The 14,468-nt window shown below is 40.7% G+C and carries 11 protein-coding genes and 3 pseudogenes; 3 read left to right on the top strand and 11 right to left on the bottom strand.

The window, feature by feature from the left end; genetic code table 11:
• The 4 genes and pseudogenes from FAY32_RS14945 to mobQ form a co-directional block, all read right to left on the bottom strand.
• Positions 1–501 (bottom strand): ArdC-like ssDNA-binding domain-containing protein (locus FAY32_RS14945; protein WP_225428351.1); only part of this gene is annotated, 501 nt, incomplete at its 3' end.
• Positions 502–504: 3 nt separating this feature from the next.
• Positions 505–720 (bottom strand): hypothetical protein, encoded by a 216-nt coding sequence (locus FAY32_RS13755; RefSeq protein WP_034528478.1) that lies wholly within the window; start codon positions 718–720, stop codon positions 505–507.
• Positions 721–842: 122 nt separating this feature from the next.
• A pseudogene (locus FAY32_RS13760) lies at positions 843–2,866 on the bottom strand (DNA topoisomerase).
• 96 nt (positions 2,867–2,962) lie between these two features.
• The gene (gene mobQ / locus FAY32_RS13765; protein WP_143464034.1) at positions 2,963–5,026 is read right to left on the bottom strand and encodes a MobQ family relaxase; all 2,064 of its coding nucleotides are present in this window, start codon (positions 5,024–5,026) and stop codon (positions 2,963–2,965) included.
• 253 nt (positions 5,027–5,279) lie between these two features.
• Here mobQ and FAY32_RS13770 point away from each other — a divergent pair, with 253 nt between their 5' ends.
• Positions 5,280–5,507, top strand: a complete 228-nt coding sequence (locus tag FAY32_RS13770) for a hypothetical protein (RefSeq protein ID WP_071665499.1) — start codon at positions 5,280–5,282, stop codon at positions 5,505–5,507.
• 22 nt (positions 5,508–5,529) lie between these two features.
• The gene (locus tag FAY32_RS13775) at positions 5,530–5,808 is read left to right on the top strand and encodes a hypothetical protein (RefSeq protein ID WP_143464036.1); all 279 of its coding nucleotides are present in this window, start codon (positions 5,530–5,532) and stop codon (positions 5,806–5,808) included.
• Positions 5,809–5,977: 169 nt separating this feature from the next.
• On the opposite strand, the gene arsC is transcribed toward FAY32_RS13775, so the two are convergent.
• The 6 genes from arsC to FAY32_RS13805 all read right to left on the bottom strand — a co-directional run bounded on the left by arsC (position 5,978) and on the right by FAY32_RS13805 (position 10,951).
• On the bottom strand, positions 5,978–6,394 hold the full coding sequence (gene arsC / locus FAY32_RS13780; RefSeq protein ID WP_143464038.1) for an arsenate reductase (thioredoxin): 417 nt from the start codon (positions 6,392–6,394) through the stop codon (positions 5,978–5,980).
• A 22-nt stretch (positions 6,395–6,416) separates the two neighbouring features.
• A complete protein-coding gene (gene arsD, locus FAY32_RS13785; protein WP_143464040.1) occupies positions 6,417–6,752 on the bottom strand; it encodes an arsenite efflux transporter metallochaperone ArsD in 336 nt (111 codons plus the stop codon).
• Between the two features lie 36 nt (positions 6,753–6,788).
• Positions 6,789–8,084 carry an arsenic transporter gene (locus FAY32_RS13790; protein WP_143464042.1) on the bottom strand — a complete coding sequence of 432 codons (1,296 nt, stop codon included), beginning with the start codon at positions 8,082–8,084 and terminating at the stop codon, positions 6,789–6,791.
• A 42-nt stretch (positions 8,085–8,126) separates the two neighbouring features.
• Positions 8,127–9,857 (bottom strand): arsenical pump-driving ATPase, encoded by a 1,731-nt coding sequence (gene arsA / locus FAY32_RS13795; RefSeq protein ID WP_016373382.1) that lies wholly within the window; start codon positions 9,855–9,857, stop codon positions 8,127–8,129.
• A 51-nt stretch (positions 9,858–9,908) separates the two neighbouring features.
• Positions 9,909–10,232, bottom strand: a complete 324-nt coding sequence (locus FAY32_RS13800) for an ArsR/SmtB family transcription factor (RefSeq protein ID WP_003582114.1) — start codon at positions 10,230–10,232, stop codon at positions 9,909–9,911.
• 122 nt (positions 10,233–10,354) lie between these two features.
• Positions 10,355–10,951: a recombinase family protein gene (locus FAY32_RS13805; protein ID WP_143464044.1), complete on the bottom strand. Its 597-nt coding sequence runs from the start codon at positions 10,949–10,951 to the stop codon at positions 10,355–10,357.
• Positions 10,952–11,129: 178 nt separating this feature from the next.
• Here FAY32_RS13805 and FAY32_RS13810 point away from each other — a divergent pair.
• Positions 11,130–14,123, top strand: a pseudogene (locus tag FAY32_RS13810) (Tn3 family transposase).
• 98 nt (positions 14,124–14,221) lie between these two features.
• On the opposite strand, the pseudogene FAY32_RS13815 reads toward FAY32_RS13810, so the two are convergent.
• Positions 14,222–14,468 (bottom strand): annotated as a pseudogene (locus tag FAY32_RS13815) (hypothetical protein); the annotation flags it as partial.

The following is a 14,468-nucleotide window of genomic DNA, read 5'->3' on the forward strand; positions in this document are numbered from 1 at the left end:
AACTTCACTGACTTTAAGGTCGGGTTGCTGGTTTAAATAATCTTTGAACGCGTTATATAAGCTTGTCACATTCTGATGATCAGCCAAATTTTCTTTGACAAAGTCTTTAGCGCTTAGGACAGGGTCACCACTAGTTTGTGCCACGTCGAAGATGGGTAGGTAACGATAACCAACAATGGCCCGTTCGTCGGTAGTATCAAGTCGCTTTTGCTCAGCGGGTGTTAATTTCTTAATAATCGGTGCCGCAATTCGAATGGACTTAGCGCCCTTATTAACGGTGCGGTTAAAATCTGTTTGCCATTGCTTAAAGCCCGCGACTTGAGTGGCTTGCGGATTTTGCGCATAAATCAAATCAATGTTTCTGGCGCTATAATGATGAAATTTAGCCAGGGTATTAAGATACTGTTTAAATCGGTCACTATCGGTTAATTTTAGGATTTGTTGTTCGGCTTGGGCGACTAATTGTGCTTTCCAGGCTTTAACGTCGGCTTTACTCGGCATTGCCTACCCCTCCTCATCTTCAAAAATATCATTCAATATAGGGGCTACGTTGATTTGAATCGGGGTCGTGCCATAAAGGGCGATGTAGCCATCAGCTAATTTTTGCCAAGCCACTTGATAATAGGCTCCGTTACCAGTGGTTTCTTTTAAATACTTGTAGGTTCCTTTAGCCTGCAAAACCGGTAATTCACTCCCAATGACTGTTAATTCGTTATCCATATTTATGATCTCCTTTGCGTTGCTAATCTCACCCGTTGTTTAGGTTTACTTTTAGGGTTGTAGAAGTGAACCTAAATGACGGGTTCACCAACCGGAACGTAGTGTAGGGCGGTAGGCAGGTTCTAATCAAAATCAAAACTTAATTTATGACCGTCAAGTTTTAGCTTGGCGTCAAACGACTTTCCCTTTTTGCTCTTGAAACCCTTTAATTTACTGGTTTCACCCTTGGTGACTAAGGCTTTGATTGCAGTTTTACCGAGGGTTTTGCTGCTCCATTTCTTGGGTAAGGTAAAGTCTTCGCCTTGCTTAGGCTTCACAATGTAAAACTTCTGTTTATTTAAAACGGTCGCTTGCGGTGTTTCTAAGAAGACTTCGGCGGCTTTTTGCGCTTGCTGCTGATGATTGATTTGTTGCTTAATGGCTGCACTGCCAGTTAATTGCGTGGAAACATCAGCGATCAACTTTGCCACGAACTTTTTGATTTGGTTCAAAAAGTTATCTGGGGTACGTTCTTCGGTACTGATTTGTTGTAACGCTTGCTCCCATTTAGCCGTCATTTCTGGGCTAGTTAGCAAGGGTTCGAGTTCAACCGCTTTACATAAAGTAATTCCGGCTTCACTGACGTGGAGATTGTTCTTTTCAGTAACTAAATAGCCACGTTTCTTTAACACTTCTAGCACATTAGCCCGGGTCGCACTTGTCCCAATTCCTTGCACGTCTTTGAGAATTGCTTGGGCTGCTTCATCATCAAGTGTTTTACCGGCCGTCTTCATGGCTGTGATTAATGTCCCTTCGGTAAACGGTACTGGTGGGGGCGTTTCTTTTTGCGGTGTTTGCAGATTTGCTTGAACTTGGTCGCCTTGGTGAACGATCGGTAGGGTGGCTGCCTTTTGCTGGTCGGCTTTGTTTTCATCAAATAAAGCTTGCCAACCCTGCTTAGTTGGGACCTTACCGGTTGCTTTAAAATTGGCGTCACCAACTTGGGTGATAATGGTGGTTTCCTCGTACTCATACGGATCAGCAAACATCGCTAACGTCGTTCTTAAAACCAAATCATAGACCTGTTGCTGCAATTTAGGCAAGGCAGCTAATTGATCTTTAGTCGGCACGACTTTAGTCATAATAATGGCGTAGTGTTCTTCAACCTTTTTTCCATTAACATAGCGCTTATTCGGGGTGGTGTTGGTTAAAGCGACTCGCTTAGAGACTAACCCCAGATACTTCGTCAGATTAGCCACTAAATACTCAAATTCTTCATTAGTGATATAAGCACAATCCGTTCGGGGATAACTCAGCAACTTGGCTTCATATAAACTTTGAATGGCCGCTAAGGTTTGGCTGGCACTGGCGTGATAACGTTTATTCATGGCACTTTGCAGACTGGATAGTGGGAATAGTTGTGGACTAGCACGCTTTTTACCTTGTTTTTGGACGTCCTTGATTAAACCGGCCTGTGAGCCTTTCTGAACGTTTTTAGCTTGCATGAATGTTATTAGCCCTGCTTCATCTTTAAATCGCTGATAGAGGTCTAATTTTGCGACGAATTTTTGCTGATTAGCAAGAATTTCAGCATTTAGTTCAAAATAGAGTTTCGGCTTAAAGGTTTTGTTTACCTGGTCTCTTTGATAGACCATATATAAGGTTGGCGTCTGTACTCGACCAATCGAATACACCCCGCGTACCCCGTTTTGTCTCAATAACAAAGTATATAAAGGACTGCCATTCATACCAATTAACCAGTCACTAATTTGACGGGTTTGGGCTTCTTTATAAGCCAAATAGTCTTTGTGCCAATCACCAAGATTTTTAAAGCCGGTAATAATCGCGTCTTTTTCTAGGCTATTCAACCAAAGGCGCTTAATCATTTTCGACTTAACATCAATATGCGCTTGGTTCATGATCGACCACGCGATATTTGACCCTTCTCGACCACTATCGGTGGTAACAATAATGGTATCGGCTTTGGTTAACAGGTCTTTAACGATCCTGAATTATGCTTGTTTACTAGCTGACACTTCAACTTTGTATTTTTCGGACAAAATAGGGTCACTAACCGTATAGTAACCCTGCTTTTTATGCTCTTTTGAAAATCTTGGACGTATGAACGGGCTTGACTAGGCTTTTCAGCTAAGATAACAGTGGTCATGTTCGTTCACTCCTTATGATTCAGCTTTTGTTCTAATTCTGTTTTGCCTTGTTCAGCCGCTTTTAACCAGGTTTAACGGTGCATTTTTTATTCCGATTACAAGTGCATGCCACCATCCTCATGCCGGTTTCGAGTTTGGTGTTGCCGTTGCTTTTTCGTCATTTCCCACTCAGTCTCCTTTAAACCTTGCGCCTGTTTTTGCCGTTGGTAATCTTCATCACGGGCATATAGGGCGGTCATGATTGCGTCACTAAAGGCCGTCTTTAAGTAATAGTCTGGACTAACTGGCTTGTAGTTCAGTGGTTGATAATGTCCGATATTTGCTTTTCTGTACTGGTCGTCCTTGGCTTGTTGCTCTTTTAACTGCTTTTGGATTTTCTCAATCTGACTGTTCTTAATCATCGGATCGGCTTTGCATTCACCCAAAAAGAGTTGTTTAGTGCCGTCATGCTTTAAAACCCGTTGTAAGTGATGATTCTCTAGCTGATCTAAGCTAAGCTGTCCCGATAAATAAGCTAGTCCTTGTTGATGTTCTTGGGGACTGAACACCTGTGGTGGATTTGCTTGCCACTGTTCAATCGTTTCGGCCTGACATGGCTTTAAAACAGGATCATAGTACATCACGGCTGTATAGGCTTGTTCCTGTTTAATCAATGGCAATCCATCTAAATCACCTTTGGGAAAGGCCCTTTTCAATACTTCATGGTATTGCGTTTGAATGACTTGCTTAACGGCCATGATTGCCCGTAGATCTTTGACTGCGCGAGTAATCTTTTGCTGTTCGGTTGGTGAATATTTCTCTAGTAACCCTTGATCGACGTGTTCTAGACTTTCTAAGTTATCGTCATGAATCATCAGCGTATATTTCAGTTCGATTTTGACTTCCTTTTCTTGTTGCATTAATAACTTCCAGCCAACGTATGGCCGTTTGGTAAAGGTCAATAATTGTTGGGTCAACAAATCATCACGAATGTTCATTAAACGTTCGTTTAATTCACTACCCTTGAAAACTGTTTGTTCGCTATCGGTTTCCTTAATTAATTCTCGTCTTTCAGCTTGCGTAGTCTGTTCAAAATTAAGCTCTGGATAAAGTTTTTTCGTGGTACGATCGACCACTTTGTTTAAGAGTTCATCTGCCTTTTTTAATGAGCTTTCTTGTTGGTTAATTGTCAATAATTGTTTATTCACATCTTCACCAACCGCATGTTTAATTAAGGTGCTGTTTTTCCAATTAAATAGCATGCGCCGCTTATCATCTAAGTTCTCCAAACTGATATAAGTTTTCAGTTCATGGCTTAACTCTTTAACTACCCGTTTTTCATTAAACGAGAAGTGTTTACTTAGGCTATCTAAATGACCTCTATTGATTACTTTTTCTTGGTTATTTTTATAACTGGCTTTGGCCTTGCGATAGTCCTTAACTTGTTGGTTAAATTCTTTTCTTTCATGCCGCTTACTATTGATTCCCTCATGTTGCATTGGGGTATCATCTATTCCCTCCTCGATAAATGATTTTTCGCTGATCCGCTCGGGAATATTTTTTTGCTCTAAAACCTGATTGACACTAACCGCCCAATTGTGCCGCCATTCAGTTATTTTTTCTTTTTTATCCCAATCAACTAGCCACACCTTTCTTGATCTTGGAAAACGACTATTTCCTGTATAAGTCTTGTTCCCATTTTCATCTAATATATTTTCTCTTTTACTTTTCAATCCCCATGTTCCGTCTGGATTAAATGGACGATTAGTTAGCATAACATGAGCGTGCGGATTATCTGGGTGATCTCTATGAATTGCTACGTCGGCAACCATACCCTCATCAACAAAATTTTCTTGTACATATTTTTTCAATAATTCTTTCTGTTCATCTTCACTTAATTCAACTGGTAAAGCCACGTTAAACTCTTTTGCATAGCGTGAATTTGCTCGCCGATCTTTTCTTTCGACTTCATTCCATAATTTCTCTCTATCACTCGCCCATGCTGGCGCATTATTTGGTGTCAAAATAAAGATTTCTGGCGTGACTGACCGAGCATAAAAATAGCTTCGTCCTTCTTTTTGATCGAATAACTTTTCACCACTTCGATAAGCAGCTCCAGCAATGGCACTACGTCCTTTACCAGCACTAATATTTTGAAAACTCATGTGAAAAATTGCCATGTCGGTCACCACCTTTCTTTGGGTTCATGGGTTTTCTTTTGTTGTCGCCAACGGCGACTTCTGATACAAGAATTTAGCACAATAACACAACCAACTTTAGTTGTTGTGTGTAAGTGCGCATTGACCTCGTTTCACTCGGTCTGCTGATTCTCCTGAATTTATTTTTAGTGTATGCCTTCCGCTTCGCTATTTCAACTTTTATACTTTGATTTAACGTTTCCTATATGATATAGTTTCGGTGATTATTTCTAATATGATTGGAGGGATCGTTATGTCTAAAAGTAACTTAGAAAAACAAGAAGCTAAATTAAAAGCCCTTAATCAAAAAATTAAGGACGAAAAAAATAAGATTGAACAACGGCTAGGTAAACAAATCATCAGTCAAGCCAATTTAGATTATGCTAATTTGTCTAACGATCAGATTAAGCTTTTAGCTAAGCAATTTTCTGAATTTTTAAAGGTAAAGTCCGTAGATCATTAGCCATACGAGATGGGGAAATTCCATGTCTAATCAATATGAAAAACTAGTCGAGCAGCAAGCGCGTTTAAAACAAAAAATTGATCGGGAAGATTTTAAATTACGACAATCTAAATACTATGAAAATCGGCAAGCCCGCAAAGCCCGTTCTCGCCGATTAATTCAAAAAGGGACTTTATTAGAAAAGTACTTTCAAGCTAATAACCTCTCGGTCGAACAAACCGAAGAACTTTTAAAAACATTTGCTGACTATGTTAACGCCCATAAACCGGATAAATTAAAAAACGATCAACCTAATAACTAGGCCGATCGTTTTTATTTTCAAGATTGTTTTTTGGCTTAATTTGGGGTTAATGGAACATCTATACGAAAAGTAGCGGTAGGAAGCCGAATACTCAGAATGTTTGTTATCTGAATATACGGTTTTCTACCGCTATTTTAGAATTCGTATTGGTTACGGACCTACTGATTCCTCAGAGGTTACCGACTTTTTCTAAGTCAATAATCTGCTGCTCAATTTGATCTCTGACCTTCCGAAAAACTACTATTCTATCCTGTTCGGATCCAGCTGCTAAAGCCGGGTCTGGAAGTGGCCAATGCTTTTTCTTGACCGTTGGTGGGGTGACTGGACAGCGATCACGAGCGTCTCCACATAAGGTGACAACTAGGTCACTGTGAAGCAAATAATCGGGATCAATTAACTTTGATGTTTGCTGGGAAATATCTATTCCTTTTTCAGCCATAACTTTAACAGCCAATGGATTCAAGCCATGCACCTCGACTCCCGCACTGGCAACGCGCCAATCATTGCCTAAAATTTTTTTAGCGAATCCTTCAGCCATTTGACTTCGACAAGCATTCCCAGTACATAGAAAATAAATTTGTGTCATCATTAATCCTCCATCTAAACTATTAGTGAACCAAATCAGCTACTAAATCCATGTCTAAGTAACTGCTAAACTCGTTAATGGTTGGGTATTCACCGGTTTTTACCAACTGACCATCCACTAACGTAATTGGTAAAGCATTTATACCCTGACGTTTTAGTTCTTGGGCAACAATCGGATTTCGAACAAAGGCATCGGGGTTCTGGGCTAAATTACGACGAATGAACATGGCCTGCCCCTGTGCATTCACACTGACATACCGCTGAATGGCCGTTGTTTGAATCAATTCCTTATCAACGCTGGGACCACAAACACCGGTTGAACAACACATTGCTGGTTCAAAAAGCTCTATTTTTTTCATTCTATTCATCTCCAAAGTAATTGTGATTTATATTTTCTAACCAAAAATCGATAATGATAACCAGAGGCCACATAGGGTAATAAACAACACTGGGATCGTGGTTACAATTCCAATTTTAAAATAAGTCCCCCATTTAATTTTAACTCCCTTTTGAGCTAACACATGTAGCCAGACTAATGTAGCCAAAGAGCCAATTGGGGTAATCTTAGGTCCCAAATCTGAGCCGATTATGTTTGCGTACACTAACGTATGATGGATGAGCCCTGAAACGTCAGCGCCTTTGATTGATAGTGCATTAATCATGACGGTCGGCATGTTATTCATTAATGACGATAAAAGTGCTGCTAAGTAGCCCATGCCCATTGTGGCAGCAAACCGACCACCTTTTGCGATTTCGGTAATGACACCTGATAATAATGTTGTTAGACCAACGTTCTGAAGGCCGTAGACTACGACATACATACCGATTGAGAAAAAGACAATGTTCCAAGGAGCTCCTTTAATCGCTGCCATCGCATTAACATGGGAACTTCTTTGACCAACTATCAGAAAAATAGCCGCAATACTCAGTGCGATAAAGGAGACGGGGATTCCTAAGAAACCGCTACTAAAGTAACCAATCAATAGGAGGATTAAGACGACCCATGAAAACTTGAAAAGTCGCTGATCTTTTAGTGCAGAACTGGGTTCCGCAACCTGAGTGGCATCAAATTTTCGTGGCAATGCTTTTCGAAAGTAAAGATACAGGATACCAATACTACCTAACAGCGAAAATAGATCAGGAATCCACATTCTTAACGCATACGCTGAAAAGGAAATTCCAAAAAAGTCTGCAGAGACAATATTTACCAAGTTACTAACAATCATTGGTAAAGAAGTGGTATCGGCAATAAAGCCACTGGCAATAATAAAAGGGAAAACTTGCTTTTCATCAAAGTGTAAGGCACGAACCATTGCTAAAACAATGGGGGTAAGAATCAGAGCAGCCCCATCATTAGCAAAAAGGGCAGCAACGACGGCGCCTAAGGTGGTCACCAAAATAAACATGCGAATACCGTGACCGTTTGCCCAGCGAGCCATGTGTAAGGCGGCCCATTCAAAAAATCCGATTTGATCTAAAATGAGTGAAATCAGAATAATAGCCACGAAAGATAAGGTGGCATTCCAGACAATTCCGGTAACTGTTCCAACATCTTTAAAACTCACCACGCCAAACAATAATGCTAAAATTGCACCACCAACGGCTGTCAATCCAATTGATAATCCTCTAGGTTGCCAGATAACGAATAATAATGTGAGTAAGAAAATTCCAACGGCAAAAAAGACTTGCATGATACCTCCTAAACTGATTAATTATTTTTTTCCTTTAATTAATTAAACCGTTAAAAGCGTTTTTTCGTAATTTGGTTGCCATTGCATAACAGCAAAATGATTATTCGAAAGCTCTTTTACCTGATCAATCCATTTAACTTCGCTTTGCACTCGAGCCAGCAAACATGGATCAGTGGTTTGAGTTGCCAACATACTTTGGTTGACCACCCACCAAGTATGAGCTAGACTGGCTCGCTTCAAATCGTCATCTAACCGCATTGATTCATAAACCGGCGTGGCTTCTGGTAGCGTTACCATAACAATTTCAGTTTGCTTAGGATCTTGTAGTCTTGGTAACAGATTAACGACTGCTTGTGGGACGCTGCCGGAGGTATGGGCAACTTCTTGAGCATAGCTTTGGGTCGAGTTTAACAGTAAGAGTGTATGACCAGTCGGAGCCGTATCAACCACAACGACGTCACTATCATTTTGGGCGACTAACTCAGCAAAAGCTCGGAAGACAGCAATTTCTTGAGTACATGGTGAACGCAAATCTTCAGCGACATAATCAACATCATTAGACTTCATGGTCTTTTTAGCAGTAGTGAGAACTTCGTTTTGATATTCTTTTAAAGACTTTTTCTCATCAATATGGCTCACCTTGATCAGCGGACTTGTGATTTTGAAGTATTTCAAATGATCAGCTGGGTCAGTGGTAGCCAAGTGCACGGTTTTGTGTTGAGCAGCTATCTTTTGGGCAATTTGAACGGCAACGGTTGTTTTACCAACGCCACCTTTGCCCATGGTGAAGATAATTTTTTTATTTGACTGCACTAAATTCTTCACGACAACATCCAGATCAGGAAAGTGACTAGCAGTAACCGGTTCCTCAGTGATTTGCGGCTGCTGGTCTTTCAATAGTAGTCGTAAATTAGCTAATCCCAATACGTTGTATGCTCGCAATGGGATTGCTAACTTGGGTAGCTGGTCTAAAGTGACTGGCATATTCTGCAAATCAGCTTGCTGTTGTTTAAAAATAGTCTGAGAAACTGCGTCGGTTGGCTGATTTAAGATACCGTTAATGATTAGTTGCTGGTTCTTAATGTTTAAGGCTGCCAACTCATGTGAAGCGCGTTGTGCCTCCAGAAGGGCGCCTTTTTGTGGTCGGGTAACTAAAAACAAAGTCGTCGCTTGAGGATTGCCTAAAGTTTCAACCGCTTTTTGATACATAGCTTTCTTATCATTTAAGCCAGCTAGTTGGCCGAGACAGGATGCACCACGATCATTCTTATCCAGGTAATTACTCCAAGCAGAAGGCAATTGCAGCATTCTTAAGGTATGGCCGGTCGGCGCGGTATCAAAAATAATATAGTCAAATTGCTGATTAATCTTGGAACTAGTTAGAAAGTTGGCAAATTCATTAAATGCAGCAATTTCAACCGTACACGAGCCTGATAATTGTTCAGCCATATTCTGAATGGCTTCTTTGGGCAACACGCCTCGATAAGGTTGAATAACCTGCTCGCGATACTCGTTCGCAGCAATGACCGGATCAAAGTTGGCAGCAAACAAACCGGAAATGTTTGGAATCGGCTTTGGCTGATTGGTTAAACTAACTTTAAAAACGTCCTGCAAGTTACTAGCTGGATCAGTGGAAACGATCATAACTCGGTGACCAGCATCAGCTAAGCTAATTGCAGTGGCACTGGCAACCGTGGTTTTGCCAACCCCACCCTTGCCGGTAAAAAATAGGTACTTGGTTAAATTAATCTCTTGTGGCGAATACTTTTCCATCATTTTTCAGCTCCTTGCATAGACACCCGTCTATGTATTGCTTAAAAAAACTTAATTGGCAACATCTTTTTCACAATCAGACCGTTGGCAAAGGCAGTGCTCATCAGCGGCTAACAGTTGGTCGGTATTCTGTTTAAACTCTTGGACAAACCTTTTTTGTAGGGAATAGTGTTGCCATTTCCCATCCTTTACCGCAAACACAATACCTGCATTTTGCAAAACCTTCATATGATGAGACAAAGTGGGTTGAGAAAAATCAAAATGCTGGAGGATATCACAAGCACAAAGTGATCCACATGAAAGCAGATCAATGATTTTTAGGCGGTTCGGGTCAGCCATTGCTTTTAGCATTTGAACGTAATTTTGATAATCCATTTTTTCTCCTTCCATTACATAGACGATCATCTATGTATAGTATAAGAGCTACTCCAATGGCTTGTCAACTTTGTTAAAACTAAAGGTCGTAAATCTTTTTTGGAATCCATAATATTTAGAAGTCAGTTGTGAGAAGCAGATGGGTCATCTTTTCTTTTAAGCTTTTTTAGTTTTAACCGATTCACTTCGCGGTAAAAAGTTCCTGAGGAAATTTGGTTGGTGGCCAAAATTTCTTTAACTGAATAGTCACCACTTTGATACATCCGAATGGCAATATCCAACTTTTCTTGGGCGATTCGTGGTCGGCCAACTGTCACGCCACGCCGACGACTGGCCACAATCCCTTCTTTAACCCGATCAGCTAATAAATTCCGCTCCAGTTCCGCAATCACACTCATCATTTGCAGCATGGCTCGACCAGTTGGGGTCTCGGTGTCCATCTGCTCCTTTAAAGAAACAAACTTAATTTGTTTTTGGTGCAGTAATTGAATCAAATTTAAAATGTCCAACGTATTGCGGCCCAAGCGGGAAATACTTTCAACGACCACGACATCATGAGCCCGAATGGTTTGGAGAAGCTGGGTAATTCCCGGTCTTCTTTGCCGGGTCCCGGTAAACTTTTCTTGAATAATTTTTTCGGCACCATAAGCCATTAATTGATCAATTTGGCGATTGAGATTCTGATCATCTTTTGAAACCCGTGCATATCCAATAATCATGAGTGACTCCTTAGTTTTTTGATAGCCAGGGTAAATTTAGCTATCTTTTGGCAATGGTTTATTATAAACTTTTTGATAATGAGTTTTTGAAAACTCAAAACCCGGTTAAATTAACCTAATCAAAGTATAGCGAAACCTTTCCAAAAACTATAGTTTTTTAAAAACATTGGAGAATAATATGCCGACTAACCCGCATCACCAACAAAGCTTCGGAACTTTTGAGGGCATCTCTTCTGCTGATCAACTGCGGCTGTATTTTTAATTAACTAATTTTGATCGCGCGTTAATTGATGAAATGCGTTCCGCAACGACTAAATTAGGCTTTGCCGTTCAATTGAGCTCAGTTAGATTTTTAGGAACTTTTCCAACTAATCTACAACAAGTCCCAGCTGAGGTAATTGATTATTTAGCTAAACAGTTAACTATTGATGGTCGGGCATTAGCAGGCTACACGCGAAAAATGACCATTAGCCAACATATGGCGCTGATTAAGCGAAAATATCATTATCAAGCCTTTACTGATCCCGCGGTCAAAGCGAGCCTGAACGACTGGCTGCTTGAGCGAGCGCGTTTTACAAACGAAACCGAAAAACTACTTTTTGATATGCTGCTAAAAAAATGTTTGGATGAAAAAATTCTCTTACCAGGGGTGACCACCTTTGAACGCTTTGTTAATGGGGTCACGGAGGTTGCCGCCGACCTTTTGGATAGTCAATTAGTGGCCGTCCCTTCAGCGGAAGAAACGGACCGACTTTTAAATCTGTTAACTGCCGTTGGGGAACCCATCTATGGGGCCACCATTAAAATGGATCTCTTAAGAAATCCCTTGATGGATGAAAGCCGCAAAGAAATTAACCGTGGCTTTACTCGATTAAAACAGTTTCAACAATTTAAAACTGAGGATTGGCAATTAGGCGCAATTCCAGCAGGAAAGTTAAAGAATCTGGCCAACTATGCTTTTAAAGCCAAGGCCAGTCTGATTAAACGGATGTCCGTCAAAAGACAAACGGCGTTATTGGTCGCTTTTGTTTCCGAGTATCGCAAACGAGCGATGGATGAACAATTACTAGCTCTTTCACGCTTCTACGAGACGCTTTTTAAACGGGCCAAAAATAAAGAAGCCAAGGAACGGCTGCGAACCATTAAAGATTTTGATCATGCAGCTTTAACGCTCTCCCAGATTGTCAGGTTATTGATGGACGAAACGATCAGCAGTCAAGATCTCAGAAACAAAGTTTTAGCAACTTATCCACCTGAAATAATTGAGTCAGCCGTTACCCAGGTTAATCAGTTAGTGCGTAATGAGCGAGAACCAATTGCCATTGAAGAACTGTTAAATGCTTATCGAAAATTCCGGAAATTCATTCCAGATATTTTAGCCACTATTGTTTTTGAAGGGACTACCAATGGCCAAGATTGTCTGATGGTTTGGGAGTTTATTCGCCAACGGTTTCCGCGCCCGGTTACCTATCGGATGTTTGAACAGATCGTCGAAAAACTACCGAAAAAATGGCGTTATTATATTCGTGAGAACCCCCAAGTAACCAATCAGTGTGTGTTGATTGCCGGCATCGAGCTTCTGGTTCATGGTCTTAAGCGTCATGATATTTACGTCCGGCAAAGTAATCGCTATCTTGATCCCATGGCCTGCTTAATTGATAAGTCTACTTGGCGTCAACAAAAGGCCGTTTTGATTCAACAACTTGATTTACCGCAGACTGGTCAAGCAGCCGTTGAAGCGGTGAAACAGGATTTAGCTTTATCCTATGCCGAGGCCCTAAAAAATTGGGCTGATTCAGAAATGTCCCAGGTCAAAGAGGTTGACGGCCAAGAAAAAATTATTGTGGCCAAATTACGCAAAGTCCGTGAACAAAAGGACGAAGTGGCCTTTAAAAGTCGGGTTCGGCATTTAATTCCCAAAATTGATTTATCGGATATTCTCTTGGAGGTTAACCAACAGTTACAGTTAACACAATGTTTTAGTCACGTTAGTGAAAGTGGGACGAAGATGAAACACGTTGATATTAGTATTTTAGCGGTTTTATTAGCTGAGGCTTGTAACATTGGCCTTTCGCCAGTGGCTAAAAACAGTTCAAATAGTCTAAAATACGATCGGTTAATGTACGTGGACCATCAATACTTGCGAATTGATACCCTTGCCGCCGCCAATCGCCGCATTATTAACGCGCATAAAAAATTAAAAAGTGCGCTCATCTGGGGCGACGGTCAAATGGCTTCGGCCGATGGCATTCGTTACGTTACCCCCCAAAGGTCTTTATATTCTCGTAGCAATCCAAAATACTTTGGCCGCGGTCGCGGGATTACTTTTTACAATTTTGTTTCTGATCAATATATCGGCTTTCATGGCATGGTAGTTGCAGGGACCTTACGAGATTCTCTCTACCTATTAGAAGGCTTTTTAAATCAAGGCAGCAGTTTGGAACCCACTCAGATTATGACCGACACCGCCGGTTATAGCGATTTAGTCTTTGGCTTATTTGGCCTATTAGGTTTTCAGTTCAGTCCCCGAATTGCTAATAGTCAGGGAACCAAGCTATGGCGGATTGATTCGACCGCTGATTATCAAGTCTTAAATGGGGTGTCTCAAAACCGCATTAATTTAAGGTTGATTGAAGAACATTGGGAGGATATTTTACGCGTGGCCGGTTCGTTAAAGTCTGGTAAGGTCAATGCGACAGAATTAACTCAGGCCTTGCAACGTGAAGGCCACCCAACCGCTTTGGGTAAAGCGATTACTGAATACGGCAAAGTCTATAAAACGAAACATCAATTACGCTATCTTTCAGATGAGATTTATGCGCGTCAAATTTTGGAACAGCTAAATAAAGGTGAAGCTCGGCACGCGCTTTGTCGAAACATCTTTTATGGTCGGAAAGGGAAGCTTTATCAAACGTATTTTGATGGTATGGAAGAACAACTAAACGCTCTCAGTTTAGTCACGAATGCCATTATTTATTGGAATACCGTTTACCTGGAAAAGATTGTGACGCAGATGCAATCAGAAGGGTTTGATTGTTCTGACGACATGATCGGCAAATTATCGCCACTGATGTTTGAACACATTAACTTTGTCGGTAAGTACACGTTCCAATATAATGAAGCGTTAGAAAATGGTCATTTAAGACCATTGGATGAAGCAGACGAAAAATAAGATTGTTCGGTTTTTAAAGTCTACCGCTACTTTTCGTACGAATGTTCCAGAGCTCTTTTTAAATAAAGCCAATATAAAAAATCAGAAACGCTGTTAAATCAACGTTTCTGATTTTTTGTTCGGGATCCTACCGCTACTTTTCGTATGGATGTTCCATTGACCCCAATTTCTGGATTGTGTTTAGCAAAGTCTTTTAACTGTTTTTGAATTCTTTGTGTAAGCTCTGCTTTACTTTCTTTGTGCTTTCTTTTACTTGATCGCTGTTGAATTATCTTTTGACCCTTACCTCTTCTTTTTGATTTTAGGTCAAGCGTAAAATCTGAAATTTTATTTTGATCTAGCTTA

This window comes from Levilactobacillus enshiensis, assembly GCF_007115095.1.
Classification (GTDB): domain Bacteria; phylum Bacillota; class Bacilli; order Lactobacillales; family Lactobacillaceae; genus Levilactobacillus; species Levilactobacillus enshiensis.

Excerpts from the sequence above, each read along its gene's own strand:
- arsA (WP_016373382.1), bottom strand. The coding sequence starts at position 9,857 with ATGGAAAAGTATTCGCCACAAGAGATTAATTTAACCAAGTACCTATTT.
- FAY32_RS13790 (WP_143464042.1), bottom strand. The coding sequence starts at position 8,084 with ATGCAAGTCTTTTTTGCCGTTGGAATTTTCTTACTCACATTATTATTC.
- arsC (WP_143464038.1), bottom strand. The coding sequence starts at position 6,394 with ATGACACAAATTTATTTTCTATGTACTGGGAATGCTTGTCGAAGTCAA.
- mobQ (WP_143464034.1), bottom strand. The coding sequence starts at position 5,026 with ATGGCAATTTTTCACATGAGTTTTCAAAATATTAGTGCTGGTAAAGGA.
- FAY32_RS13755 (WP_034528478.1), bottom strand. The coding sequence starts at position 720 with ATGGATAACGAATTAACAGTCATTGGGAGTGAATTACCGGTTTTGCAG.
- FAY32_RS13805 (WP_143464044.1), bottom strand. The coding sequence starts at position 10,951 with ATGATTATTGGATATGCACGGGTTTCAAAAGATGATCAGAATCTCAAT.
- FAY32_RS13800 (WP_003582114.1), bottom strand. The coding sequence starts at position 10,232 with ATGGATTATCAAAATTACGTTCAAATGCTAAAAGCAATGGCTGACCCG.
- FAY32_RS13770 (WP_071665499.1), top strand. The coding sequence starts at position 5,280 with ATGATTGGAGGGATCGTTATGTCTAAAAGTAACTTAGAAAAACAAGAA.
- arsD (WP_143464040.1), bottom strand. The coding sequence starts at position 6,752 with ATGAAAAAAATAGAGCTTTTTGAACCAGCAATGTGTTGTTCAACCGGT.
- FAY32_RS13775 (WP_143464036.1), top strand. The coding sequence starts at position 5,530 with ATGTCTAATCAATATGAAAAACTAGTCGAGCAGCAAGCGCGTTTAAAA.